Annotated in this window: 24 protein-coding genes; 15 read left to right on the top strand and 9 right to left on the bottom strand. The window is 60.7% G+C overall.

All coding sequences use genetic code 11. The annotated features are described in order from the left end of the window. Positions 1-332: 332 nt before the first annotated feature. On the bottom strand, positions 333-2,807 hold the full coding sequence (locus AB4874_RS12350) for a penicillin acylase family protein (protein WP_368392198.1): 2,475 nt from the start codon (positions 2,805-2,807) through the stop codon (positions 333-335). Positions 2,808-2,868: 61 nt separating this feature from the next. Between AB4874_RS12350 and AB4874_RS12345 the strand changes: the two genes are divergently transcribed. Then, on the top strand, positions 2,869-3,816 hold the full coding sequence (locus AB4874_RS12345; RefSeq protein ID WP_368392197.1) for an NAD(P)-dependent oxidoreductase: 948 nt from the start codon (positions 2,869-2,871) through the stop codon (positions 3,814-3,816). Here AB4874_RS12345 and AB4874_RS12340 read toward each other — a convergent pair whose 3' ends face one another. Then, positions 3,817-4,590 (bottom strand): heparan-alpha-glucosaminide N-acetyltransferase, encoded by a 774-nt coding sequence (locus AB4874_RS12340; protein WP_368392196.1) that lies wholly within the window; start codon positions 4,588-4,590, stop codon positions 3,817-3,819. It abuts the gene before it with no gap. Positions 4,591-4,695: 105 nt separating this feature from the next. Beyond that, the gene (ssb, locus tag AB4874_RS12335; protein ID WP_368392195.1) at positions 4,696-5,226 is read right to left on the bottom strand and encodes a single-stranded DNA-binding protein; all 531 of its coding nucleotides are present in this window, start codon (positions 5,224-5,226) and stop codon (positions 4,696-4,698) included. Positions 5,227-5,506: 280 nt separating this feature from the next. Here ssb and AB4874_RS12330 point away from each other — a divergent pair, with 280 nt between their 5' ends. The 4 genes from AB4874_RS12330 (at position 5,507) to AB4874_RS12315 (ending at position 7,717) form a co-directional block, all read left to right on the top strand. Continuing rightward, entirely contained in the window at positions 5,507-5,767 is a 261-nt protein-coding gene (locus tag AB4874_RS12330) for a PepSY domain-containing protein (protein ID WP_295531483.1), read from the top strand. Positions 5,768-5,829: 62 nt separating this feature from the next. Continuing rightward, positions 5,830-6,441, top strand: coding sequence for a cytochrome b/b6 domain-containing protein (locus AB4874_RS12325; protein WP_368392194.1), 612 nt, complete (start codon positions 5,830-5,832; stop codon positions 6,439-6,441). 7 nt (positions 6,442-6,448) lie between these two features. Further along, positions 6,449-7,006, top strand: coding sequence for a helix-turn-helix transcriptional regulator (locus AB4874_RS12320; protein WP_295531476.1), 558 nt, complete (start codon positions 6,449-6,451; stop codon positions 7,004-7,006). Between the two features lie 102 nt (positions 7,007-7,108). After that, positions 7,109-7,717 (top strand): lytic transglycosylase domain-containing protein, encoded by a 609-nt coding sequence (locus tag AB4874_RS12315; protein WP_295531473.1) that lies wholly within the window; start codon positions 7,109-7,111, stop codon positions 7,715-7,717. 94 nt (positions 7,718-7,811) lie between these two features. Here the strand turns inward: AB4874_RS12315 and AB4874_RS12310 are convergent, their stop codons facing one another. Continuing rightward, complete coding sequence (locus tag AB4874_RS12310; protein WP_295531470.1) at positions 7,812-8,369, bottom strand: lipid-binding SYLF domain-containing protein; 558 nt, start codon at positions 8,367-8,369, stop codon at positions 7,812-7,814. Between the two features lie 141 nt (positions 8,370-8,510). After that, positions 8,511-9,512, bottom strand: a complete 1,002-nt coding sequence (hemB, locus tag AB4874_RS12305; RefSeq protein ID WP_368392193.1) for a porphobilinogen synthase — start codon at positions 9,510-9,512, stop codon at positions 8,511-8,513. 162 nt (positions 9,513-9,674) lie between these two features. On the opposite strand from hemB, the gene AB4874_RS12300 reads away from it, so the two are divergent. Together AB4874_RS12300 and mfd are read left to right on the top strand one after the other, a co-directional pair. Further along, complete coding sequence (locus AB4874_RS12300; protein WP_368392192.1) at positions 9,675-10,208, top strand: component of SufBCD complex; 534 nt, start codon at positions 9,675-9,677, stop codon at positions 10,206-10,208. A gap of 42 nt (positions 10,209-10,250) precedes the next feature. Beyond that, positions 10,251-13,694: a transcription-repair coupling factor gene (gene mfd, locus AB4874_RS12295; protein WP_368392191.1), complete on the top strand. Its 3,444-nt coding sequence runs from the start codon at positions 10,251-10,253 to the stop codon at positions 13,692-13,694. 70 nt (positions 13,695-13,764) lie between these two features. Here mfd and AB4874_RS12290 read toward each other — a convergent pair whose 3' ends face one another. The 4 genes from AB4874_RS12290 to AB4874_RS12275 form a co-directional block, all read right to left on the bottom strand. Continuing rightward, entirely contained in the window at positions 13,765-14,982 is a 1,218-nt protein-coding gene (locus AB4874_RS12290) for a multidrug effflux MFS transporter (RefSeq protein ID WP_295531459.1), read from the bottom strand. Between the two features lie 107 nt (positions 14,983-15,089). Next, on the bottom strand, positions 15,090-15,737 hold the full coding sequence (locus tag AB4874_RS12285; RefSeq protein WP_368392190.1) for a DsbA family oxidoreductase: 648 nt from the start codon (positions 15,735-15,737) through the stop codon (positions 15,090-15,092). Then, positions 15,737-17,254 carry a class I adenylate-forming enzyme family protein gene (locus tag AB4874_RS12280; protein ID WP_368392189.1) on the bottom strand — a complete coding sequence of 506 codons (1,518 nt, stop codon included), beginning with the start codon at positions 17,252-17,254 and terminating at the stop codon, positions 15,737-15,739. The genes AB4874_RS12285 and AB4874_RS12280 overlap by 1 nt, the downstream gene beginning before the upstream one ends. A gap of 108 nt (positions 17,255-17,362) precedes the next feature. Then, positions 17,363-18,136, bottom strand: a complete 774-nt coding sequence (locus AB4874_RS12275) for a 3-hydroxybutyrate dehydrogenase (RefSeq protein ID WP_368392188.1) — start codon at positions 18,134-18,136, stop codon at positions 17,363-17,365. 311 nt (positions 18,137-18,447) lie between these two features. Here AB4874_RS12275 and AB4874_RS12270 point away from each other — a divergent pair, with 311 nt between their 5' ends. From AB4874_RS12270 to scpB, 8 genes are all read left to right on the top strand, one after another. After that, positions 18,448-20,271, top strand: coding sequence for an extracellular solute-binding protein (locus AB4874_RS12270; RefSeq protein WP_368392187.1), 1,824 nt, complete (start codon positions 18,448-18,450; stop codon positions 20,269-20,271). A gap of 10 nt (positions 20,272-20,281) precedes the next feature. Then, positions 20,282-20,398, top strand: a complete 117-nt coding sequence (locus AB4874_RS12265) for a lipoprotein (RefSeq protein ID WP_295531445.1) — start codon at positions 20,282-20,284, stop codon at positions 20,396-20,398. Between the two features lie 153 nt (positions 20,399-20,551). After that, the gene (locus AB4874_RS12260; protein WP_295531442.1) at positions 20,552-20,866 is read left to right on the top strand and encodes a hypothetical protein; all 315 of its coding nucleotides are present in this window, start codon (positions 20,552-20,554) and stop codon (positions 20,864-20,866) included. Between the two features lie 245 nt (positions 20,867-21,111). After that, positions 21,112-22,857 (top strand): arginine--tRNA ligase, encoded by a 1,746-nt coding sequence (gene argS / locus AB4874_RS12255; protein ID WP_368392186.1) that lies wholly within the window; start codon positions 21,112-21,114, stop codon positions 22,855-22,857. Positions 22,858-22,913: 56 nt separating this feature from the next. Further along, positions 22,914-23,957: an SPOR domain-containing protein gene (locus tag AB4874_RS12250; protein WP_368392185.1), complete on the top strand. Its 1,044-nt coding sequence runs from the start codon at positions 22,914-22,916 to the stop codon at positions 23,955-23,957. After that, the gene (gene nagZ / locus AB4874_RS12245; protein WP_368392184.1) at positions 23,957-24,958 is read left to right on the top strand and encodes a beta-N-acetylhexosaminidase; all 1,002 of its coding nucleotides are present in this window, start codon (positions 23,957-23,959) and stop codon (positions 24,956-24,958) included. Before AB4874_RS12250 ends, nagZ begins: the two co-directional genes overlap by 1 nt. Further along, complete coding sequence (locus AB4874_RS12240) at positions 24,951-25,733, top strand: segregation and condensation protein A (protein ID WP_295531430.1); 783 nt, start codon at positions 24,951-24,953, stop codon at positions 25,731-25,733. The genes nagZ and AB4874_RS12240 overlap by 8 nt, the downstream gene beginning before the upstream one ends. After that, on the top strand, positions 25,730-26,386 hold the full coding sequence (scpB, locus tag AB4874_RS12235) for an SMC-Scp complex subunit ScpB (protein WP_295531427.1): 657 nt from the start codon (positions 25,730-25,732) through the stop codon (positions 26,384-26,386). Before AB4874_RS12240 ends, scpB begins: the two co-directional genes overlap by 4 nt. The last annotated feature ends 14 nt before the right edge of the window (positions 26,387-26,400 follow it).

The raw sequence follows: 26,400 nt of genomic DNA, 5'->3' as shown, positions 1-26,400 counted from the left end.
GCCTCATTATAGGCAGTCCAATTCGTTGTCTTGTAGGTCGGTGCTGTCGGTTTGCTCATGCCCATCAGCTACCACACTGGATTCACGACATGAATCCCTACCGGATTTGTGCAACAGAGCCGGTCCCAGCGGCCACATCAAGCTTCAATGGGATGACGAAACTGGCGTAGATCATGAAAAAGAACTGACGCCCATAATTTAATATAACTGGTCCCGCCGCCCATTTGGAGTTTCTTCGCCTCACCCTATGCGAATGAGCTGTTATCGGCCGAGCAGCCGCCTTTCCTCAGCCCCGAAATCCCTCACAGCCAGGTATCCCACGCCCAAGCCACCTATGGCTTGGCGGCTTGCGGGATCAAATGCGTCGTGCCCACCGCCGCTGCACGCGCCAGTGCCGGGTCCAGCGACATCGGGATATAGTCGCCCGAGCGCCAGAGTTCGGAGAGATCATCATAATGGCTGCTCAGCGGATGGCCCGACTGCCCGGTTGAAATGATAAACACCGAGGAATCGGGATCGGCGAAATCAAGCACTTCGCGATAGCCCGCCGCGTGGACATTGGCGTAGGAATCCGGACCATCGCCGCCGCGCATTTCACCGCGCATCAAGGTGAAATCCCCCCCCGAGGTCGATTGGCGAATATTGACGAACCATTTCAGCCCCGGAACCTTGCCTAAGACGGGGTGATCCTGCTCGGCGATATGGGCATCGCCCCAGCGCCAGCTTTCGACATTGGGCCCGTATTTCTTGGTCAGATCCAGCAGCGCGGCATCAAGGGACTGGCGTGCGATATCGGTGCAGGTCTCTTTCGGGGCAGATTGGAGGATGTCGCACCAACGGCTCGCGCCATCGGTATTGCGAAACACCCGCTCGATGAAGACAGGCTCGAGATGGGTGAATTTCTTGGCCAGCGGCCCCAGCTCGTCGCGGATTAGTCGGTTTTGCAGTTCGCGCATCCAAGCGGCGTAGATCAGTGGCTCGGGGAGGTGTTCGCTCATTTCGCCATCCCAGCTTGCCAGCAATTCCAACGCGCGCTGGCGCTGCCGCTCGGGCGTGCCTTCGGGGGCCGGGTCGCCGGTAAACCACAGGTTCGCGCCCACCAGCGGCAGCAGGCCGCGCGCCGCCGGGCTGACCGTATCAAGCTGGGCTGAGATAAAGCTGTCGCGCGAATGCACCTCACGCTCGCCCAGCAGTTTGCTGAGACGCTGGATGCGCTGCGTATCGCCCCAGTGGAAGCTGACATTATAGGGGAAGGGGCGGTCCACCGTCTTGTTATTGGTGTTCAGCACGATCCCACCCTTGGGGTCGATGAATTGCGGATTGTCCTTGAAGGGCAGATAGCCATGCCAGCGGTTCTTTTCCTCCCAACCGGGGCTGGGCATCCGCCCTTGCGTGACATTGCCCGGATCGCGCAGCGGAATGCGCCCCGCCGTGACCAGTGCCACGCCGGTCTTGTCCGCCATCGTGATATTTTGCGCCGGGGCCACGACTTCGGCGGTCGCCTTGAGCGCCTCGGCGATCGAATGTGACCGCATCAGCCCCATCGCGCCCGACATTGAGGTGTCATGGGGGTCAAAGGCGGTCCAATCCAGTGAGACGACCGAATTGGGCGGCGTTATCGTGGCCAGATCAAAATGGCTGCCCGGCAGCACCGGTCCATTATCCGTCCAGCGCAGGGTGATCGTGACGGGCTTGGCGTCTTTGACATTGATGATCACGCGCTTGGTTTTGAACTTTTTAAAGCCGTCGGGCGTGCGGTATTGGGTGGGATCTTTGGGATCGAGCTGTTCGATATGCAGATCCTGATCATCGACATAGGCCGTGGTCAGCCCCCAGCCCAGATCCTTGTTGCGCCCCGACAGTACCAGCGGCATTCCCGCAATCGTGCCCCCGATGATGCCGCCGCCCTGCAACTGCAGACGCGCCAGATACCAGATTGAAGGGGCCGTCAGCCCCAGATGCGGGTCATTGGCCAAAAGCGAGCCCCCCGCCGCCGAGCGATCCGGGGCCGCCGCCCAAGCATTCGAGGCCCCCGCCATATCGCGCGCCGGGAAGGGTGAAAGCGCGCCCTCGGATTCGCCTTGGGCGACCTGAATGCCGCGCGGCATGGTCGGGAACAGGCTGGCATAGCTGGGCAGAGTGGCGGTGGCCTGCTCGGGATCATCGGGCATGATGTCATTCACCCAGCCTTGCCCCAGCATCGAGACGCGCGCGCGCAGCACTTCGTCTTGCAACTGGCTGGAAAGCTGCACGGCCATCAGTTTCAGGATCGCCAGCGAATCCGCAGGCGTCCAATAGCTGATCTTGGCGTCAAACAGGAAGAACTCGGGCGCGCCACGCCCCATGGCGCCTTTGTTGACGATCTCGATCCACTGATTGATGCCGCGCGCATAGGCTTCCAGCGCGGCCTTGGTGTAGTCATCTTGCGCCGAAACCGAAGACACGGCGGCATCATAAAGCCCCAGCCGACGCATCAGCTCGTCCGTCTTCAGCGTCTTGGAGCCAAACATTTCCGACAAACGCCCCTGCACGGTGCGCCGCAGCAACAGCATCTGCCACAGCCGATCCTGCGCATGCGCCAGACCGAGGGCGAAGAACACATCCGGGTCATCATGGCCAAAGATATGGGGCACGTCCTCGGTGTTGCGCACGATCTCGACGGGGGCTTGCAACCCTTCGACCTTATAGGTGGCGTTATAATCGGGCAGCGAACGCGAGGCAAAAAACCAAACCAACCCGCCCAGCAGGACGATGCCCACGATTGCCGCCAAAATCAGCCGCACACCCCACCGAAATGCCTGATACATCGCCCCTCACGTTCCCTTGATGGGGCGCTTTGGTTGACGCCCCCGATGCGCGCGTTACTAGATGAGCGTGACTGCACAATCAACGCATGAGCGCCAATCAACGCACTTGTGCGCAATTCACGCAAGGGAGAGCATGATGGCGAAACTGGCATTTCTGGGTCTTGGGGTGATGGGTTACCCGATGGCGGGGCATCTGCAGGCGGCAGGCCATGAGGTCACGGTTTACAATCGCACGGCCACGAAATCTGAGGCCTGGGTCGCGCAGCATGGTGGCGCGCATGCACCCAGCCCGCGCGAGGCGGCGCAAGGTGCGGATTTCGTAATGTCCTGCGTGGGCAATGACGATGATCTGCGCGATGTCTGTCTGGGCAAGGATGGCGCGTTCAAGGGCATGAAGACGGGCGCGATTTTCGTCGATCACACCACGGTGTCCGCTGCCGTCACGCGCGAATTGTTTGGCGAGGCCAAGGGCCATGGCGTCTCCTTCATTGATGCGCCGATCTCGGGCGGGCAGGCGGGGGCCGAAAACGGCCAGCTTTCGGTGATGTGTGGTGGCGAGCAGGTCGCCTATGACAAGGCCGAGCCGGTGATCGCCGCCTATGCCAAGATTTGCCGCCGTCTGGGTGATAGCGGCGCGGGTCAGGTCACCAAGATGTGCAACCAGATCGCGATTGCTGGGCTGGTTCAGGGGCTGTCGGAAAGCCTGAACTTCGCGGAAAAAGCCGGGCTCGATATTCCCGCCGTGGTCGAGGTGATCTCTCAGGGGGCCGCCGGGTCATGGCAGATGTCCAACCGCTATCAAACCATGGCGGACGACAAATTCGATCACGGTTTTGCCGTGGATTGGATGCGCAAGGATCTCAAAATCTGTTTGCAAACCGGCGATGAGATTGGCGCAAGCCTGCCCGTCACCGCACTGGTCGATCAGTTTTACAAAGAGGTTCAGGCGATGGGCGGGGCGCGTTGGGATACGTCCTCACTGATCGCGCGGTTGCGCAAACTGGGCTGATCAGCCCAGTAGCTGATAGGCGATCCACGTTGCCCCAAACAGCACGGGCTGGTGGATCAGATAAATCGGCAATGTGTGGCGCCCGGCAAACAGCGCCACACGCATCGCGCGCCCCTGCGTGCCGATCCGATAGCGCGGCGCGCGCGCCAGCCACCCTTGGCGCGCCGCCAGCTTGGCAACTGCCATGCCCCAAAGAAACGGCGCAAGCCAAGGCAGCACGGGCTCGAAATCAATCGAAGGACGCCACTGCGTCGACAACCCCAACCACCACAGGGCAGGGTGGTTAAACGCGGGGCTGGCATAGTCCAGATGCACCCAAAGCACCGCCACCCCAAGTGCCGCCAGCGCCGCCCAAGGCAAGCGTAGCAGCAGCGCCCCAATCACCGAGCTTACCGCGATGGAATGCAGGATGCCGTAATAGATGAAGACGCTGGGCATCATCAAATAGGTGGCAATGCTAACCAGTGCTGCTGCGGCAACCAGCTTGGCTAGACGGGTCAGAAAGGGGCGTGTGCGCAGGCCTTTGCTATGCGCCAGAACCAGACTGACCCCGGCGAGCAACACGAAACTGCCCGCCACAGCGCGCCCGAAGATCTCCCATCCCGGGGTGAAAATCGTGCCCGGCGCGATAAAGGCGAAATTCTGCAAATCGAAAGTGAAATGAAAGATCGCCATGCCGATCAGCGCGATCGCGCGCGCAAGATCGGGGAGGACAAGGCGCGTCCCGGAGGGACCCGAGGCGCTGGAAAAGGGAAGCTTGCTCGCATCTGTCATAAGCACCCTAATTGCGCCCCAAAGAGGATCGGTCAAGACACAAGATAGATGCCGCGTCGGAATGCGCTGCGCATTAAAAAAGGGGGCACGTGGCCCCCTTTAGGATCAGAACGGAATTTCGTCGTCAAAGTCAGAGCGGCCACCACCACCACCCGAGGACGGTCCACCCGAGGACGACCCACCGCTTGACGGGCCACCATAGCCACCATCGTCGCGCCCGCCGCCGCCGCCCGAGGACGGTCCGCCATAGCCGCCGCCATCACCCCCGCCCGAGCCACCGCCAGAGGGGCCATCAAGCATGGTCAAGGTGCTGGAATAGGGGCGCAGGACGACCTCGGTCGAATAGCGATCCTGACCGGATTGATCTTGCCATTTGCGCGTCTCAAGCTGGCCTTCGATGTAAACTTTCGAGCCTTTGCGCAGATATTGCTCGGCCACCTTGGCCAGCGGTTCCGAGAAGATCGCGACGGAATGCCACTCGGTACGCTCCTTGCGCTCGCCGCTGGATTTGTCGCGCCAGGTTTCCGAGGTGGCGATGCGCAGATTGCACACTTTGCCGCCATTGGAAAAGGTCCGCACCTCGGGGTCGCGCCCCAGATTACCGATTAAAATGACCTTGTTGACGCTGCCTGCCATGCGCACCTCCCGCGTGATGTGAGCCGCGCTTGTCCTGAGGCGCGGCGATTCTGAATAAGTTCGCATTGGTATAAAGCAGCCATGCCCCAGAGGGTAGGGGCAGCTTCCCGCTGCTTGGGTGCGAAATACGGCAGATTTCCGCGTGCACCTTTGGTTGGATGGCCGGCTTTGCCCCCGCTCTCAATCCTTCCTCCGATAGAGGCTGTCAGCGCCCGGGGCCAGATCGGCCCCACCGGTTCGGGATGGTCCCGCACCGGCGCTGACATGAGGAATTGAGCCAATGAAAAACTACACCCTGATCGCTGCAGCCATGTTGATTGCCGCCGCTTCGAGCCTGCCCGCGATGGCCGAAAGCCGGGTCGATCCGGCCAAAGAGAAAGCGCTCCAGACCCAGCTGAGCGCGCAAGGCTACAAGCTGCGCCGGATGGAAATGGAGGGCGGGTTGATCGAGGTTTACGCGCTCAAGGATGGCAAGCGGATGGAGATGTATTTCGACAACAAGACCCTCAAGCAGGTGCAGCATAAAGGCGACAATAACTGATCGCTCTTGCTCGGGCCGGGAATATCCCGGCCCACCCCATCCCCTGATAGGAGAGTGCCGCCATGGCCCAGAAAGATGCCGTTTTCAGCGAGATCACCGCGCTCGACCGCCCCGGTTCCAGACCCGATGCTGACACCAAAACCCAGACCAGTCACCGCGTCTGGGACCCGTTCGTGCGCCTGTTTCATTGGTCCGTCGCGGGGTTGTTTGTGGCCAATGCGTTCTTCACTTCGCCCAAGCATGATTTGCACCATTGGATTGGCTATAGCATCGCCGGGCTGGTCGGCGCGCGTATCCTTTGGGGGGTGTTTGGCTCGCGCCATGCGCGCTTTCGCGACTTTCCGCCCTCGGCTGCAGGCGCGCTCAGCCAGCTGCGCGACATGGCGACCGGGCGCCGCCACGCCCATATCGGGCACTCGCCCCTTGGCGCGTTGATGATCTACAACCTGCTGGTGACGCTTTTGGTGATCGCTGGTTCGGGGTGGCTGATGACAACCGATGCCTATTGGGGGGTCAAATGGCCCAAAGATCTGCATGAAATTGCTGTGAACTGGGCCGAGTTTTCGATTGCAGCCCATATTGCTGCCGTGATCTACGAAAGCCTTCGCTTGCGGGTCAATCTCGCGCGCGCAATGATCACGGGCAGAAAAGATTTCCGGCGTGACGAAAGGTAACAAAGGTATGGCAGTCACACGCGCGCGCCTGACGCTTTGGACAAAAGAAGCCGGGTTGGCTGCGTTGATCGTGGTGCAGGCGGGGTGCAATTTTGTGTTCTTTATGGATGTTCTCGGCGATTACCGTGATGCCGGGCATTTCACCGGGCATCTCAATATCGAGCTGTTCGCCAATCTTGGTTTGGTTGCGGCAATCGTAGTTGAGGCCCGCGTGCTTTGGACGTTGCTGCGCCGTCAGGCGATCGCAGATCGCGCGATTTCGGTGGCGCGGGGGGCAATGGCGCAGCTGATGAGCGATCAGTTCTCAAGCTGGGGGCTGACGGCAGCCGAGGCCGATGTTGCGGGCTTTACGATCAAGGGATTTTCCATCGCTGAAACGGCTGGTTTGCGCGGATCTTCGGAGGCGACGGTGAAATCGCAGTTGAATGCGCTCTATCGCAAGGCTGGCGTTTCGGGGCGTGCGCAGCTCGTTTCGGTCTTTGTCGAAGACCTGTTCAACGGCCCTTTGGAGGATGATGCAACGCGGCAACAGCTTGCAAAAGATCCCGCTCGGGGCAGTTCGTAGGCGAGTCTTTGCCGATCAAATATCGCTTTTGGTTTAACTTTTGGCGTCCTCGCCTATAGTGCAAGGCAGAGAACACTGGGGTGGTGAACGTAAGGGTGGCCGATGCGTAGGTTTATCGGGGCGATTTTGGGGGCTGCGGTGATCGTAAGTCCAATGATCGCGCAGGCCGAGGGGCTGCGTCTGAGCGCAAACTCTTCGAAGTCGCGCACGATGTTGTTTCGCAATCAATTGCACATTCTTGATACGCGCGGCGCGCAGCAATACGAGCATTCCACACGCCTGCAGCCGGGGGCGAAAAAACTGGCCAGTGCGGGCAGTGAAACCGCGCCCAGTTACAGCGGTAAATATCGCGGGCAATATTTCAGCATTGCCAAAGCCGCAGCCGCACGCCACAGCATCCCTGAAAATCTGTTCTTGCGCCTCGTGCAGCAGGAAAGTGGCTGGAACCCCTCGGCGCGCTCGCATGCTGGCGCGCATGGTCTGGCGCAGTTGATGCCTGCAACCGCCGCAAAGCTGGGGGTTGATCCGCGTGATCCGGCACAAAATCTGGAAGGCGGCGCGCGCTATCTGCGTATGATGTATGACCGCTTTGGCAGCTGGCGTTTGGCCTTGGCGGCTTATAATGCCGGACCGGAGGCGGTGCAGAAACATGGCGGCGTACCGCCCTATCAAGAGACCAAAAACTACGTCAGCGTTATTCTTGGCGGCTGAATCCTAGCGTCGAACTAAAGAAAGCCCCGCAAGTCAAAGTCTTGCGGGGCTTTCTTTATGTTCTACGTTAAGGGCGCGCCCTAAGGGGCCGAAATCATGGGATAATTCGCGTGTACTTCGTGCCAGCCAATGAGGCGCCTGCGATCAAGCCGGATTGGCCAAAGACCAGCGCAATCACCGGCGCGGTCGAGGTCAGCGTCGAGGCATTCACCGCACCGCCCCCATCCGGCAGCGCATAGCGCGCATCCGCCCCAAGTTGCCAGCCATCCGATTTGCGGAAGCCCGCCAGGGCCTCGGGGGTCATGAAGAACAGCGCATGGGCATATTGCTGTGCGCCGATTTGAAACCCGAAGCTGGCCGATGCTGCCGAGTAATAATCGACCGTCACATTGTTGATGCGCAGCGCGCCACGCCCATACGAACCGCCAAAGCCAAAGCCCGCCTCGGTCATCAGGGGCATCCACAAAACGCCAACCGCTTTTTGTTCAAGTTCTCTGGTGCCGGGATATTTGTTTAGCAAAAAGCTGCGCGTCGCATCGACGCGCGCGTCAAGCTGGACTGCGCCAGTATTGCCAATGCCATTGCCGCAAGCTGCCAGCGTCAGCCCTGCGCCGCCCATCGCCAGAAGCGACCGTCTGGAAAGTTTCGTCATGTTCGTTCTGCTCCGCTCATATGCCCGCTATGATCGGGCCGAAACGGTCTTATTCTGACCGACTGACACAAATTATAGGGTATGCAACCCGCAATGTCACTTCTTCTTGATACATCTCACGCCTTTGTGGCGAAACCCTGCCTAGAGATTGGCCAAGAGTTTAGCCGCCTTTGGCGCGAAATAGGTCAGCACCCCGTCACAGCCCGCGCGGCGAAACGACATCAGGCTTTCCATCATGATCTGATCATGATCGAGCCAGCCGTTTTGCACCGCCGCCATCGCCATCGCGTATTCGCCCGACACTTGATAGGCATAGGTCGGCACGCCGAACTGGTCTTTCACGCGGCGGCAAATATCAAGGTAGGGCATCCCCGGCTTGACCATCACCATATCCGCGCCCTCGGCGAGATCGCGCGCGACCAGCCGGATTGCCTCATCCGCGTTGGCGGGGTTCATCTGATAGGTTTTCTTGTCACCCTTAAGCGCGCCGCTTGCCCCCACCGCATCGCGAAACGGCCCGTAAAAACCGCTCGCGTATTTCGCCGCATAGCTGAGGATCGTGACATCGCGATGCCCACTGGCCTCAAGGGCGGCACGCATCGCACCGATCCGTCCATCCATCATATCCGAGGGGCCCAGAATATCAGCCCCCGCATCGGCCTGCGCGATCGCCATTCGCACAAGGCATTCAACGGTTTCATCATTGATGATCTCGCCATCTCGCACCAGCCCGTCATGGCCGTTCGCGTTATAGGGATCGAGCGCGATATCGGTCATGATCGCGATTTCGGGCACCGCAGCCTTGATCGCCCGGATCACTCGGTTGGTGATATTTTCAGGGTTCCAGGCTTCTTCGCAGCCTTCGGTTTTCACCGCCGGATCGGTATAGGGAAACAGGCAAATTGCGGGGATACCAAGGCGCGCAGCCCCCTCAGCGGCGCGCACGGCCCCCTCAAGCGTGTGTCGAAACACGCCCGGCATTGAGGGCACTTCGACATCGGCCCCCGCCACATCGGTGATGAAGATCGGCCAGATCAGGTCTTTCACGCTCAACCGGTTTTCCTGTGCCAGATCGCGCAAGGCAGGGGTTCGCCGCAAACGGCGCAGGCGGGAATGGGGGAAAGGCGGCAGGATCGGCGTCATCTTGAGCTCCGTAATGGTCGCTATGGAGGTGCCACGGATAGCGCGCGCAATCAAGCATGCGCGCAACACCCGCCTTCGCGATGCGGCTTTGCATCTTTTTCTTGCGCTCCGGCTGGTCTAGACAAGCACGTCTGGGCATTCGGGCAACAGAGAGGGGCGCGCGTGAACATCTTCGAGATTATCGCGAAATTAATCGACATGCGCAGTTTTTCCAATCTTTGGTATTGGATCGCGTTGGCTGTCGTGTGGTCTTCGGCCTCGCATTGGGTGCTGGGGGTTCCGTGGGACATGGTCGGGCGGGCGCGCCGCAAAGGGGCGCAAGCCGAGAACGATCTGGTGACCCTGACCCTGATCAATGCGCGCCGACTGAATGTCATCTGGGCGGATGCAGGCGTTGCAATCGCGATTGTCTTCCCGTTCTTGCTAAGTTTTCTGGGCTTTACCGGGTTTTTCTACGGTGCCGAAATTGCGCAGGCCGTGTTTCTGTTTGCACTGCCGTTGAGCGCGGTCTTTGCGCTTAGCATGAGTTTGGCGCATCGGCTGTGCGCACAATCGGGCGATGGTCTTGGCTCTGATCTGGTGATCCGCGCGCTGTCGCGTCACCGTGTTTGGGTGCAGGCCATCGGGATCGCAGCCATCATTGTAACCTCGTTTTGGGGCATGTTTCAGAACTTGCGTTTTTCGGCGCTGTTCTAAGCGGGCTTGACATGACGGGCTGGGCGGATACCTCGCAAGAGCATGGAACAATTTATACTTTCTGGCGCCCCCGAGGGCTATGACGCCGCGCTGATCGCGCGCGAACTGGGCAAGGGGCGCCCGGTCATTCATATTGCGCGCGATGATCGCCGATTGGCGGCGATGCGCGCGGCCTTGGCGTTTTTCGCACCCGATGCGGTGGTGCTGGATTTCCCGGCTTGGGATTGTCTGCCCTATGACCGCGTCTCGCCCAATCCCGATATCTCGGCCACGCGCATGGCGACGCTGGCAGCTTTGGGCGCGGGCATGCCGGGCCCGTTTGTTTTGCTCACCACATTGTCAGCCGCGATGCAGCGCGTGCCCGCGCGTGAAGTGCTGCAAGGGGCGAGTTTCTCCGCCCGTGTCGGTCAGCGCATCGACGAGGCGGCGTTGCGCGATTTCCTTGTGCGGATGGGGTTCTCGCAAGCCTCGACCGTGTCCGAGCCCGGCGATTACGCGCTGCGTGGCGGCATCATCGACATTTTCCCGCCCGGCGAAGGCGGCCCGGTGCGCCTTGATCTGTTTGGCGATGTGCTTGATGACGCGCGCGGCTTTGATCCGGTCAGCCAGCGCACCACGCAAAAGCTGCCCGGGATCGAACTGGCCCCTGTCAGCGAGGTGCTGATGGATGAGCCCTCGATCGCGCGGTTTCGCCAGAATTATCGCGTGGAATTTGGCGCGGGCGGCGCGGATGATCCGCTTTATGAGGCAGTTTCGGTCGGGCGCAAACATGCCGGGATGGAGCATTGGCTGGGCTTCTTCCACGACCGGCTTGAGACATTGTTCGACTATCTTCCCGACGCCGCGGTGATGCTGGACGATCAGACCGGCCCGGCCCAGCAAAGCCGCTGGGAAGGGATCGCGGATCAATATGACACCCGGCGCGAGGCGATGACGCGCCGCGACCGTTTGGATTCCGTCTACAAACCCGCGCCGCCCAAGCTGCTTTATCTTGATCCCGATGCGTGGGCGGCCACGCTTGCACCGCGCCGCGTGTTGCGCCTGCAGGTGATCTCGGCCCCGCCCGGTCCCGGTGTGCTGGATGCAGGTGGGCGGATCGGGCGCAATTTCGCCCCCGAGCGTCAAGTTGAAAATCTAAGTCTTTTCAGCGCCTTGAAGGATCATGTTCAGGCAAGATTGGCGCGCGGCCCGGTGGTCATTGCCAGCTGGTCTGAGGGCGCGCGTGAACGCCTTAAGGGGTTGATGGAAGATGAAGGGGTGGCGGGCGCCAAGCTGATCTCGGATGCACGTGGCATTGGCGATGGCGTGAACCTGACGGTCTGGCCGCTGGATGAGGGCTTTGAAGCGCCCTTTGAGGACCGCCATCTGACGGTGATTTCTGAGCAAGACGTTCTGGGCGAACGCCTTGTGAGTAAGCCCAAGCGCAAGCGCAAGGCCGAGAATTTCCTGACTGAGCATGGCTCGCTCAGCCCCGGCGATCTGGTGGTGCATGTCGATCACGGGGTCGGGCGCTACAAGGGCTTGGAAACCGTGCTCGCACTGGGTGCGCCCCATGATTGCGTCTTGCTGGAATATGCGGGCGGGGATCGGTTGTATTTGCCCGTCGAGAATATCGAACTGCTCAGCCGCTATGGCCATGAGGAGGGGCTTCTTGATCGTCTTGGCGGCGGCGCTTGGCAGGCGAAGAAGGCCAAGCTCAAGGAACGCATCCGCCTGATCGCGGATAAGCTGATGCGCATCGCCGCCGAGCGTCATTTGCGCACCGCCCCGCTCCTTGAGGTGCCCCATCACGAATGGGAGGCTTTCGCGGCGCGCTTCCCCTATACCGAAACCGACGATCAGATGTCGGCCATCGAAGATGTCGTGGAAGATCTGAAATCGGGCACGCCGATGGATCGGTTGATCGTGGGCGATGTCGGCTTTGGCAAGACCGAGGTGGCGATGCGCGCGGCCTTTGTCGCGGCGCAATCGGGCATGCAGGTGGCGGTGATCGCACCCACGACTTTGCTCGCGCGTCAGCATTACAAGACATTCGCTGAACGTTTTCGCGCCACAGCGCTAAGCGTGCGCCCCCTGTCGCGGTTTGTCTCGGCCAAGGCGGCGGCCGCCACGCGTCAGGGCTTGGCCGATGGCAGCGTCGATATCGTGATCGGCACCCATGCGGTGCTGGCAAAATCGGTGAAGTTCCACAACCTTGGCCTGTTAGTTATTGATGAGGAACAACATTTCGGCGTTCAGCATAAAGAACGGCTGAAAGATATGCGCTCGGAAATCCATGTATTGACGCTGACCGCCACGCCGATCCCGCGCACCTTGCAACTGTCGCTGACCGGCGTGCGCGACCTGTCGATCATCGGCACGCCGCCCGTCGACCGCCTTGCGATCCGCACCTATGTGTCGGAGTTCGACACGGTCACGCTGCGCGAGGCCTTGCTGCGCGAACATTATCGCGGCGGGCAAAGTTTCTACGTCGTTCCCCGGATTTCCGATCTTCCTGAAATTGAGGATTTCCTGAAAACCCACATCCCCGAGGTGAAATATCTCGTCGCCCACGGGCAGCTCGCGGCGGGCGAGCTGGATGACCGGATGAACGCCTTTTACGATGGGCAATATGACGTGCTGCTGGCGACCACCATCGTGGAAAGCGGGCTGGATATTCCGACCGCCAACACGATGATCGTGCATCGTGCCGACATGTTCGGCCTCAGCCAGCTTTACCAGATCCGGGGCCGCGTCGGGCGCGCCAAGACGCGGGCCTATTGCTACCTTACAACGAAACCGCGCAGCCCGCTGACGCCACAAGCGCAAAAGCGGCTGCGGCTGCTTGGCTCGCTCGACAGCCTTGGCGCGGGGTTCAATCTGGCCGCGCAAGACCTCGATCTGCGCGGCGCAGGCAATCTGCTGGGCGAAGAACAATCGGGCCATATCAAGGAAGTCGGCTACGAGCTGTATCAAGCGATGCTGGAAGAAACGATTGCCAAGCTGAAATCGGGCGAGCTGACCGAGACCGGCGATGGCGACTGGTCGCCGCAAATCAATCTCGGCGTGCCGGTGATGATCCCCGACAGCTTCATCCCCGATCTCGACATCCGCCTCGGCCTCTATCGCCGCCTCTCAAGCTTGACCACCAAGGTCGAACTCGAAGGCTTTGCCGCCGAGTTGATCGACCGGTTCGGCACGCTGCCAAAAGAGGTCAACACGCTCTTGCTGGTGATGCGCATCAAGGCGATGTGCAAACGCGCGCAGATCGCCAAACTTGACGCCGGCCCCAAGGGCGCGACGGTGCAGTTTCACAATGACAAATTCCCCGACCCCGCAGGGCTGGTGGATTACCTCACCGCGCAGCGCGATCTGGCGAAGGTCAAAGACAATAAACTGGTGATCCGGCGCGATTGGAAATCGGATAAGGACAAGATCAAAGGCGCCTTCGCAATTGCCCGCGATCTGGCCGAAAAGGTCATCCAGTCCGAGAAGAAAAAGGCCTGAACCGCGCCCTTTCATCTAGCCCGAAATACTCCCGCCGGAGGCATCCCAACCCCGGCCAAACGCGTGCCCGTCAGCTCGTTTGTGTCTTGCGGATCAACCACCAGGCAAGACTGGAACAGATAAGCGTCGCAATCACGATGGGTAGCGCCGTGCCGTTGAACAACAGACCCACGGGGGCCGCAATCAGCACAGCCCCCACCGTAGAAATCGCGGTGACAATTGAGGCTGCCATGCCCGCAATATGGCCCATATGCTCCAGCGCCAGCGCATTGAGATTGCCAAAGGTCACGCCCGCCATCCAGAACACGCTGACGGTATACAGAAAGACCAGCGGCAGGCCGGATGCGCCCGCAGTCAGCCCGGTCAGCACCAGCACCAGCATCACACTCGAGACGATGATCTGCATGATATAGCTTGCCTTGACGATCTTGCGCATGCCCAGCCGCATCACGTAGCGCGCGTTGAACACCGACCCCGTGCCCGCCAGCAGGGCCCCCATCGCAAACCACATCGGGAAGGTGTCGGTCACACCATGCGCGGCATAAAGCTGTTGCGCCGAGGAGAGCAGCGCGAACATCTGCCCAAAACCCAGCGTGATCGTCACGATATAGATGCGCACCTCATAATGGGCGAGCACCTCACGCGCGGCCGCACTCAGTTTGGACACGCTCAGCGGGCGACGGTTCTCCGGCGCCAGCGTTTCGGGTTGGCGCAGCCAAAGCCAGCTTACGCCGATCAGCCCGAACACGATGAAGGCCCAAAACACGCCGCGCCAGCCATAAAACGAAATGATCATCGCCCCGACCGAGGGCGCAACCGCAGGCACCAGAATGAAAATCATCATGATGAACGAGGTCACCCGCGCCATTTCGCGCCCCGCAAACAGGTCGCGCACCAGCGCCATCACCGTGATCCGGGGGGCCGCAGCGCCAAGCCCTTGCACGACGCGCGCTATCAGCAACGCCTCAAGGGATTGCGCATGAGCCGCCATCAACGCCCCCACGATATAAATCGCGATACCGCCCGCAATCGTAAGCTTGCGCCCGATCGCATCCGAAATCGGCCCGGCAAACAGCGTGCCCACCCCCATGCCCAACACGAAGGCCGTCAGCACAAGTTGCGCGCGGTTGATCGCATCGGGGCTTAGCTCGGCGGCGATCTGGGGCAGGGCGGGCATCATCGCGTCGATGGAAAACGCCACCGTCGCGGTGAGCGAGGCCAGCATCACCGTCAATTCCGGCAGCGACAAGGGAGAGCGCGCAGTGGGCGCGCCGGACGTTTGAGACATGGGATGGGAGCTTTGCGCAAAGGGTGAGAGGGAACAAAATACAGCGATACGCACCAAAGGCCAGAGGGGGGCGCGCGCAGCCCCCTGTGCGCTCACGCGGAGGCGGGTTAATGTTGCGTCGCCTCGGGCGGGGCGCTGCTTAACTCATCAATGACCTTGATCCACAGATCCGTAGGCTGCGCGCCCGACACGACGTGACGTTCGGCCACGATAAAGGTGGGCACTGCAGAAATACCGCGTTGGCGGGCGTGGGATTCTTTGTTGGCAATGGTGTCGAGATCGGCATCTGACGCCAGCAACCGCGCTGTCAAATCGCCATCCATTCCCGCTGCGCGCGCGATCTCACACAGCGTCGCGGAATCGGAAATATCGCGCCCCTCGCGCCAATGCGCGCTCAACAGCGCTTCCATCACTGCGCCTTGGGCATGCTCAATCCCCGCCCAATAGAGCAGGCGATGCGCGTCGCGCGTATTGGGCTGATGGGTCACACGCTCGGGGTGGAAATCAATCCCCTCGGCCTGCGCGATTTCCAGAAGTTGCACATGCATTTTCACCGCGCCGTCTTGGCCGAACTTGGCCTGCAGGTAATCGGCGCGCGACATGCCCTCGGTTGGCATGGTCGGGTTCAGTTGAAACGGCTGCCAGCTGATCACGAACGGATGTCCGGGACGCGCCACCAGCGCGTTATCGAGCCGGGCCTTGCCAATCAAACACCACGGGCACACCGGATCGGCGAAAATATCAAGCGGGATCATCATATATCTCCTTGCGTCCAGATAGCGCGGATCTCTTTGCGCAGCAATTTGGCGTTACGATTGCGGGGCAAACTGTCGAAATGGCGAAACAGGCGGGGTTGCTTATAGCGCGCCAGACAGGTTTGGGCATGCGTTGCCAGCTGATCGTGCGTGGCGCTGCCGGTATAGGCCAGCGCGATCACACTGACATCGGCGCGCAGGTCAATCTCGATGGCGGCGACCTCGCCCGCATCCGGGCATCCTGCCATCGCCTCTTCGATCTCAAGGGGTGAGACACGAAACCCGCCCGCATTGAGCATATCATAGCTGCGCCCAAGATAGGTGATCGCGCCATCCTCGGCCATCGCAACCGTGTCGCCCGTCAGAAACCAAGCGCCCACACGCCGTGCAGCGCTTTCCTCCGGTGCATTCCAATAGCCCAAATACAGCCCTGGATCGCTGTCATGAATCGCCAACATGCCCGGCGTGCCGCGCGCAACCGGCTGGCCTTGCTCATTCAAAACCGCGATGTGGCGGCCGGTTTGGGCATAGCCTGTCGTGCCGGGCGGGGCAGGGCGCGCGGGGCTGCCCGAGATGAAGGTCGAGCATTCCGACATGCCCAACGCCTCGTAAATCTTGGTGCCGGTTGCTTCATTCCATGCCGCGCGGGTGGACTCTGGCAAAGCCTCTCCGGCGCTTAGTCCGTGGCGTAGATGCGGTAAATCGAGATGGTCGTGATGCTTGAAAATCTGGCGATAAATCCCCGGCGCTGCGGCGAAAATCGTTGCATCAAAGCGCTTTATCAACAGCGGCAGGCTGCGCGGTTCAACGCCCTCAGCCGGGATCAACGCGGTCGCGCCCACGGTCCACGGGTCCATTAGCCCGGTGCCCAGCGTATAGGTCCAGTTGAACGCGCCCGCATGCATCAGTCGGTCTTGTTTGCCCAAGCCATACCAGCCGTCAAACATCATCTGGCGCGCCCAGATCGCGCGATGGGCATGCATCACCGCACGCGCCTGACCACCGGTGCCTGAGGTGAAAATCATATAGGCAAGCCGATTGGGATCGCCCATCGCAAAATCGCAAGGCGGGGCGTCGGGCGCTTTGCGCAACGTTTGCGCGTCAATCACCCGCGCCGGATGATCGGGCAGCGCGACCCCCTGCGAGGCAATCACCGCCGCCGGATCGAGATCGCGCGCGAGCTTGGTGATCTCATCCCGCGTCAATTGCGCCGAACTGGGCACCGGCACCAGACCCGCCGCAATCGCGCCCAGAAACGCCACCGGAAACTCCGGCCCGTTTCCCAGCCGCAACACCAGCCGATCACCGGGCACTAAACCTGCCTGTAACAGCAACGTGCCCGCGCCGCGCACCGCCGCAATCAGACGCGCATAAGACCAGCGCTGCGCCCCCGAAGGCCCCACGATCTGCATCGCAAGCTTGTCGGGCGTCAGCGCACCCGCGGCCAGAACATGCGCCGCCATATTGAACGCGTGCGGCGGTGGTGGCAAAGCCGGAGAAAAGATTTCAGATGTCATGGCGCCTAGCTAGGGCGCAGATGCAGGTCGAACAAGTGCGAAATAGCCCCTTCGCATTTGCGCAAATATCCCGGGGGAGGCTGTTAGCGTCCCCCAGCCGCTCTTTGCCTAAAGCGCCGTCCAGCCGCCATCGATCGAGATCGTGGTGCCGGTGATCTGTGCCGCTGCATCCGAGCACAGGAACACGGCCGTGCCGCCCACTTGCTCGGTCGTGGCGAATTGCTTGGAGGGCTGGCGCGCGAGGATCACTTGCTCGATCACCTCTTGCTCGGTCATGTTGTATTCTTTGGCCGTATCAGGGATTTGCGCCTCGACCAGCGGGGTTTTTACATAGCCCGGGCAAATCGCGTTCGCGGTGATGTCTTCCTTGGCTGTTTCCAGCGCCGTGACCTTGGTAAAGCCGACAACGCCATGCTTGGCCGACACATAGGCCGATTTATAGGGCGAGGCGGTCAGACCGTGCGCAGATGAGATATTCACCACGCGTCCCCAGCCGGCCTTGCGCATCATCGGCAGCGCGACGGCAGTGGTGTGAAAGACCGAGGTGAGCATGATCGCGATGATGCGATCCCATGTCGCGACCGGGAAGGACTCGATCGGGGCGACATGCTGGATACCGGCATTGTTGACCAGAATATCGCAACGCCCGGCCTGTTCGATCAGCGCGCGCGCCTGGTCGCCATTGGACAGATCGGCTTGGATATAACGCGCCGTGACGCCAAACTCCGCGCCCAGATCGGTGGCAAGCTGGTGATCCTCTGGGCGATCCGTGAACGAATTTAGCACGACATCGGCGCCCGCGCGTGCCAATTCGCGCGCGACTCCAAGCCCGATTCCCGAATTCGACCCGGTGATGACGGCGGTTTTTCCCTGAAGCGACATATCCCCTCCTGCGTAGTGATTCTGGATTTCGCCGCGATCATGGCGTGCGCTGCGGGCGAATACCATGCGGCGCGCGCAAAAGGATGTGATCGCGATAGCCTGCGATTACGGAAATTTGAGGGATGTTAAAAAAACGCCCGCACAAGGCGGGCGTCAAGTCATGAGGCAGGTTTCATACAGGCAAGAAACCTATCGAGCAGTGAGTCTCTTATAAGCAATGCAGCGCCTCTCTCCAAGGGAAAAGTTTGCGCCCTTTCAATCGTCTCGCTAGCTTGGCGACATAAAATACGGGCAGAAGAGGGATTGTTTCGATGGCGAGATCGGTGTTTTTCCGCGCTTTAGGCGTGCTAGCCTTGGGGTTCAGCCCAATCCTTGCGCAAAATGCTGTTGCTGAGTCGCAAGATGCGATTGCGATGTATGGGGCCCCCGCACTGGCGCCGGGATTCGACCATTTGCCCTATGCCAACCCCGATGCGCCCAAAGGGGGCACCTATCGATTCGGGGTGGCGGGCAGTTTTGATTCGCTCAACCCCTGGATCTTGAACGGTCGCCCCGCCGAGGGAATCGCGCGCTATGTTTCCGAATCGCTGATGGGGCGCTCGATGGATGAGCCCTTCACGCTCTATGGGTTGCTCGCGCAGTCCATTAAAACCGATGAGGCGCGCACTTGGGTCGAATTTACCCTGCGCCCTGAGGCGAAATTTTCCGACGGCAATCCGGTCACCGTCGCGGACGTGATGTGGAGCTATAAGACGCTGGGCACGCAGGGCCATCCGCGCTACCAGACCGCCTGGTCAAAGGTTGCCAAGATGGAGCAGACCGGGCCACGCTCGGTGAAATTCACCTTTACCGAACCCGATCGCGAGTTGGCGCTGCTTATGGGGATGCGCCCGGTGCTGGAGAAAAAGCAGTGGGAGGGGCGTGATTTCGCCAACACCACCGATCTCGCGCCGATTGGGTCGGGCCCTTATGTGATCGAAAAGGTCGATCAGGGGAAATACATCACCCTCAAGCGCAATCCCGACTATTGGGGGCGCGATCTGGGCTTCAATAAGGGGCGCAACAATTTCGACACGCTGCGCTATGATTATTTCGGCGATGGCGGTGTGGTGTTTGAGGCGTTCAAGGGCGGCGCGACCGACAGCTATATCGAGGACAACGCCGCCGATTGGGCGCGCAATTACGACTTTCCGGCGGTGGCCTCGGGGGAGGTCGTGAAATCGGAAATCCCCAACGGTCGCCCCTCGGGGATCAAGGGGTTGGTGATGAACACCCGCAACCCGCTTTTTGCCGATTGGCGGGTGCGTCAGGCGCTGATTGATGCGTTCAATTTCGAGTTCATCAACAAGACGATCAATGGCGGGGCCGAGCCGCGGATCGCGTCCTATTTCTCAAATTCCGAACTGGGCATGACGCATGACGCTGCAAGCGGCAAGGTTCTCGACCTGCTTGCGCCGTTCAAAGACACGCTGCTGCCCGGTGTCATCGAGGGCTATTCCCTGCCTCAAAGCGATGGCAGCACGCGCAACCGCAAGAATATGCGCGACGCGGCGAAGCTACTCAATGAGGCAGGCTGGAAGGTTGACGATAGTGGTGTGCTGAAGAAAGACGGGCAGCCCTTTAGCTTTGAGATCGTGTTGCAACAAGGCGCGGCGCAGCAGCAAAGCATTGTCGATATCTATACCCAATCGCTCAAACGTCTTGGGATATTCCCGAAGGTCACGGTGATTGATGATGCGCAATATACCCAGCGCACCAACGCCTATGATTTTGATATGGCGTGGTATTGGCGCGCTCTGTCGCTGTCTCCGGGCAATGAGCAGATGCTGTATTGGGGCCATAAAGGCGTCACCGAACAAGGCACGCGCAACTGGATGGGCATGAAGTCTCCCGCCGCCGAGGCGATGATCGACACCATGCTAAACGCGCGCAGTCACGAGGATTTCGTCGCTGCCACCCGCGCGCTGGATCGTATCCTCACGGCGGGGCGTTATGTCATCCCGATCTGGTATGCGCCCAAAGATCGCATTGCCCATATCAAGGCGCTTCACTACCCGGACAAAACGCCGCTATACGGAGCTTGGCCGGGCTTTGCGCCCGATGTTTGGTGGTATAATAACAAAACAGGACAATAGGAGCAGGACGATGCAAAAGCTGATCCTTCTGGCCGCGCTGGCAGCGGCATTGGCAGGGTGCAATACAGTTGCGGGCGTTGGAGATGATATTTCCGGAGGGGCACGTCAGGTGCAGGGCTGGTTGTAGGCGCGCCCAAGCGTCAAATCAGGCAATTTAACATTGCCGTGACGGAACCCCCTAAGGTCAAAATTCCTTTTGCCTTGAAACCAAGGGCGCGCGATCCTTTGTCATGAAGGAGGCGCGTCTGCATAAGATGCGTGACCACGAGGAGAGCTCGCTATGAAATGGCATCACATTGAGGAAAACTGGGCTGCGTTTTACGAGGCGATCATGGATCGCTGGCCCGAGGCGGAGGAAGCGGCGCTGGATGAGATCGACGGCGATCAGCGCGCCTTCCTGCGCTATATTGCCGAGCTGACCGAGCAGGAGCCGGTGGAAGCGCGCGAAGAGGTGGTCGAATGGCTGCGCGGCGAATTGCCATCTGATGTGGTGATGGACCCGACCCATGACAGCCACTCGATCCTGCTTTCGGCGAAATACGTCTCTGAGGGCGAGGATGAATCCGACGACGACAAGCATTTCGGTGACGATTGAGCGCATATAGGGCGCTGCCCCCGTCGCCGGATGGCGACAATTAACGGGTAAGAAAGGGGGCGCTGCCCCCGCCCGTTCCGGGCCCCCCGGGATATTTCGAGAATTTGGAAATGGGGAGGGCGGGCGTATCTTGCGTTGGCGCAATATCGTTGGGTGGATGAGACTTGCATCCGGGCGGTGCGCCCGCTGCCATTGACCTTATGCGCGGGCTCTGGCAGGGGAGAACGCAAGCAAGGACGAATGATATGAACCTGTTTTCCGATATTCGTGCAGCGGTGATCGCGGCACTTGATGTGATGGTTGCTGAGGGCGCTCTGCCTGAGGGGCTCGATTTTGCCAATGTTGCTGTAGAGCCGCCGCGCGATGCGCTGCATGGCGATATGGCGAGCAATGCCGCAATGGTGCTGGCCAAGCCTGCCAACCGCAAACCCCGCGAGATTGCCGACGCGCTTGCGGCCAAGCTGGTTGCGGATGCGCGCATTCTGAGTGCCGATGTGGCTGGGCCGGGCTTTATCAACCTGCGTCTTGCGCCCACGCTTTGGTCTGATTTGACGCGCAATGTCGTGCAGACGGGCGCTGCCTATGGGCGCTCGGATCTGGGGCAGGGCGTCAAGGTCAATGTCGAATATGTCTCGGCCAACCCGACGGGCCCGATGCATGTCGGGCATACGCGCGGCGCGGTGTTTGGCGATGCCTTGGCGAGCCTCTTGGATTTCGCGGGCTATGATGTCACGCGCGAATATTACATCAACGATGGTGGCGCGCAGGTCGATGTGCTGGCGCGTTCCGCTTACGAGCGGTATCGCGAGGCCTGCGGTCTTGAACCGGAAATCCGCGAGGGGCTTTATCCGGGCGATTACCTGATCCCGGTGGGCGAGGCGATCAAGGCGAAATACGGTCGCGATCTGCTGGATAAGCCCGAGGAGGTCTGGCTGGTCGATTTGCGCGGTTTCGCGACCGAAGCGATGATGGAAATGATCCGCGGCGATCTGGCGTCTCTGGGCGTGAAAATGGATGTCTTTTATTCCGAGAAATCGCTTTATGGCACGGGCCAGATCGAGGCAGCGCTCAAGCGCTTGCAAGATCTCGGCCTGATCTATGAAGGCGTGCTCGAGCCCCCGAAAGGCAAGCTGCCCGAGGATTGGGAGGAGCGTGAGCAAACGCTGTTCCGCTCGACGCAGTTTGGCGATGACGTGGACCGTCCGGTTAAGAAATCGGATGGGGCTTGGACCTATTTTGCTCCCGATATTGCCTATCACTGGACCAAGATCGAACGTGGCTTCGATCTGCTGATCGACGTGTTTGGCGCCGATCACGGTGGCTATGTCAAACGGATGAAAGCGGCCGTTGCAGCACTGTCCGAGGGGCGTGTGACGCTTGATATCAAGCTGATCCAGTTGGTGAAGCTGTTCAAGAATGGCGAACCCTTCAAGATGTCCAAACGCGCGGGCACCTTCGTGACCCTGCGCGATGTAGTCGAGCAGGCGGGCGCGGACGTGACCCGGTTCCACATGCTTACGCGCAAAAACGATGCGCCGCTGGATTTCGATTTCGCCAAAGTGCTTGAGCAATCCAAGGACAACCCGGTTTTCTACGTGCAATACGCCCATGCGCGGGTCTGTTCGGTGCTGCGCAAGGCTGCCGAGGCTGGTTGGGATATGTCAGATGCGCGCTTGGCCAAGGCGGAACTTTCCACCGACTTGCACGTGGCAGAGCTCTCACTGGTCAAAAAGATTGCCGAATGGCCGCGTCTGGTCGAGGTCGCCGCGCGCGCGAACGAACCCCATCGCGTAGCGTTTTATCTCTACGATCTGGCGTCGGATCTGCACAGCCTTTGGAACCGCGGCCATGACGATGCGTCCCTGCGCTTCCTGCAAGAGGGCGATGAGGCCGCATCGTCGGCGAAAATCGCCCTCGCGCGTGCCTGTGCCGTTGTTATTTCCTCAGGTCTTGCTATTCTTGGCGTGACCCCGGCTGAAGAGATGCGCTAAAGCACGCCGCCGGGACAGGCAGTAACAGCCGGGCAACCGGCGGCGAGGCGATGAGCATGGCAGCTTACGACGACCGCAATGGCGGGGCCTATGGCTATGGCGCACAGGTGCCGTATCAAACACATCCTACTGATCCGGAAATGGCACCGCGCAACGGGCGCGCGATGTCGCGCTGGGTCAATCTGGCGGGGGCGGCGACCTCGGTTGTAATGATCATGGGGTTGGTGGTTTGGGGCTATAAGCTGGCGATGCGCGATCTGAACGGTGTGCCGGTGATCCGTGCAATCGACGGGCCTGCGCGGATTGCCCCCGAAGATCCGGGCGGAGAATTGGCGCGTCATACGGGTTTGGCGGTGAATGATGTGGCAGGTACCGGCTCTGCCGCGCCGGCCCCCGATCGCGTGGTTCTTGCGCCCGCGCCCGAAGGGCTCAGCAATGAAGATTTGCCGATGGGCGAGATGACCCAGCAGATCGGGGCCGCTGATGCGCCGATGGCGGGACCTGCGCAACAAGGGCCGTCGCTGGCCGCTTCTGAGGATGCGCTTATTCAGGCCGCAGTTGCGCTGCCCGCAACCGAAGATGCCCCCACGCCCAAGCTTGATATTCCTGTCGAGCCCGGCGCTGCGAGCCCCGAAATCCCGGAACTGCGCCCTCAAGAGGTCGCCCTGCAGGCAACGCCCGATGTGATCCCGGCTTCGGTGCCCGGCGTCGCCGTCTCGCCGCGCCCCTTGCCCAAGCCCGCGCGCGACAGCCTGCTTGCCGCGGCGCTGGAACAGGCAGTCACCCGATCGATGAGCGGGCAGGCGGCGGAAAGCAAAGTCACCGATCTTGACCCCGCCTCGCTGAGCGCCGGCACGCGGCTGGTGCAGCTTGGCGCGTTTGACACGGCTGCCGATGCCAAGGCGGCTTGGGACAGTGCTGCGCAACGCTTTGGGGCCTTGATGGAGGGCAAGCAGCGCGTGATCCAGAAGGCCGCTTCGGGGGGGCGCGATTTCTACCGCCTGCGGGTTGTCGGTTTTAGCGATGTGACCGAGGCACGCCAGTTCTGCGTGGCCCTGCAGGCCGAGCAGCAAAACTGCATTCCAACGGTTGCGCGCTGATGGGTGGCGCGGTCATATTTGGCTGTGAAGGGCCATCCCTGACGCGGGAAGAGCGTGATTTTTTCCGCGAAGCCGATCCTTGGGGCTTTATCCTTTTTGCGCGAAATATTGAAGAACCTCAACAGGTTGCGCAGCTTACTTCATCTTTACGCGCAGCCGTTGGGCGTGACGCGCCCGTGCTGATTGATCAAGAAGGTGGGCGTGTGCAACGCCTGCGCGCGCCCCATTGGCGCGAATGGCTGCCCCCGCTCGAACAGGCGGTTCTGGCGGGCGAAAACGCGCCGCGTAGTTTCTGGCTGCGCGCACGCATCATGGCGGATGAGCTGCGTGCGGTTGGCATCGACGTGAATTGCGCACCGACCTGCGATCTGGCCGCCCCCGAGACCCATACGTTTCTGCGCAACCGCTGTCTGGGCAACACTGTCGATCAGGTGGTCGCCAATGCGCGCGCCACGGCTGACGGGCTGCTGGCGGGCGGGGTTCTGCCGGTGATCAAACACATCCCCGGTCATGGCCGTGCCGTCGCGGACAGCCATAAACACCTCCCCGAGGTGGCGGCCGATCTTGACGATCTGCGCGCAACCGATTTCGCACCCTTCGTCGCGCTGGCCGATCTGCCGATGGGCATGACGGCCCATATCCGCTTTAGCGCGCTTGATAGTGCCCCGGCGACGCAAAGCCCGCGTTTGATCGGGTTGATCCGCGACGAGATCGGCTTTGACGGTCTGCTGATGAGCGATGATATCGGGATGGAGGCGCTTTCGGGCGGGCCGGGGGCGCGCACGCGTGCGGCACTCGCTGCGGGCTGTGATCTGGTGTTGCATTGCAATGGCGACATGGGCGCGATGCAAGAGGTGGCGCTGGCCGCCCCTGTGATGAGTGCAGCGGCGCAAACGCGCGCCGAGGCAGCGCTGGATCGGCGTATTTTGCCACAGTCTGTTGACATGGCGGCTCTCGATGCTGAGTTTGAAGCATTGATGAGCGGCGGTGGGAATGGCTGAACCCGAGAACCTTTTTCAAGCCCAGAGCGTGGCGGACCGGCTTCAGGCCGAAGCGCTGATCATTGATGTCGACGGGTTCGAAGGCCCGCTTGATTTGCTGCTCAATCTCTCACGCACGCAAAAGGTCGATCTGCGCAAGATTTCGGTGCTGCAACTGGCCGAGCAATATCTGAAATTTGTAGAGCAGGCCAAGGCGTTACGGATCGAACTTGCCGCAGATTATTTGGTGATGGCGGCCTGGCTGGCCTTTCTGAAGTCGCGACTTCTGTTGCCGCCTGACCCGACGGCTGAGGGCCCGAGCGCCGAGGAAATGGCCGCTCATCTGGCCTTTCAGTTGGAGCGCCTGCAAGCAATGCGCGAATCCGCAGCGCAGCTGATGGCGCGTGACCGGCTGGGGCGCGATACTTTCGCGCGCGGGATCAGCGAAGAGGTCGCGCGCCTGCGCAAAGTGACCTATACCGCCTCGCTGATGGACCTGATGCAGGCCTATGCCCGGATCAGAACGCGCGATGAGTTTCGCCCCTATGCCTTTGATCGCACGAATGTTTACACGATGGAGGAGGCGCTGGATCGGTTGCGTAACCTTATCGGGTTTGCGGGCGATTGGGCGGATTTGACCAGCTTTCTCCCCGAGAGTTGGGAGAGTGATCCAAAGCGGCGCAGATCGGCCACGGCGGCGACGTTTGCAGCCTCGTTGGAGATGGCGAAACAAGGTCAGATCGAGATCCGGCAATCCGAGACGTTTCACCCCATTTCGATTCGGAAAAGAACATGAATAACGCCTCTCAAGCACCAGAAGAAAAAGACAAATCCTTATTTGCAGCGCCTCCGATGGGCGAGCAGGAGCGCATGGTCGAAGCGGTGTTGTTTGCCAGCGCTGAACCGGTGCGCATCAAGGAGTTGGAAGAGCGTATGCCCCATGGCTGCGACCCTGCCGAGGCGCTGGTGCATCTGCGCAAACGCTATGAAGGGCGCGGCGTGCGGGTCGTTAAAGTGGGCGAGGCCTGGGCCATGCGCACCGCGCCCGATCTGTCGTTTTTGATGCAAAAGGAAACGGTCGAAGAGCGTAAACTCAGCCGCGCCGCCATCGAAACGCTCGCGATCATTGCCTATCACCAGCCCGTCACCCGCGCGGAAATCGAGGAAATTCGGGGCGTTGCGGTGTCTCGTGGCACGATTGATCAGCTGCTTGAGATGGAATGGATTCGCTTTGGACGGCGTCGCATGACTCCGGGTCGGCCCGTGACCTTTGTGGTCACGCAGGGGTTCCTCGACCATTTCAGCTTGGAAAGTGCGCGCGATCTGCCCGGCCTCAAAGACTTGCGCGCGGCGGGCTTGCTGGACAACCGCCCCCTTCCGGGCGCATCATCCGAGGATGACGACGAAGAGGGTCTGCAAACGGGTCAATCCGAACTTTTTGAGGATTAAAAAGGGCTTATCCT

This window comes from Thioclava arctica (genome assembly GCF_040892615.1).
Lineage (GTDB): Bacteria > Pseudomonadota > Alphaproteobacteria > Rhodobacterales > Rhodobacteraceae > Thioclava > Thioclava arctica.
The sequence above is the reverse complement of the archived record's forward strand: the minus strand, read 5'-3'. Positions and strand labels throughout refer to the sequence as shown.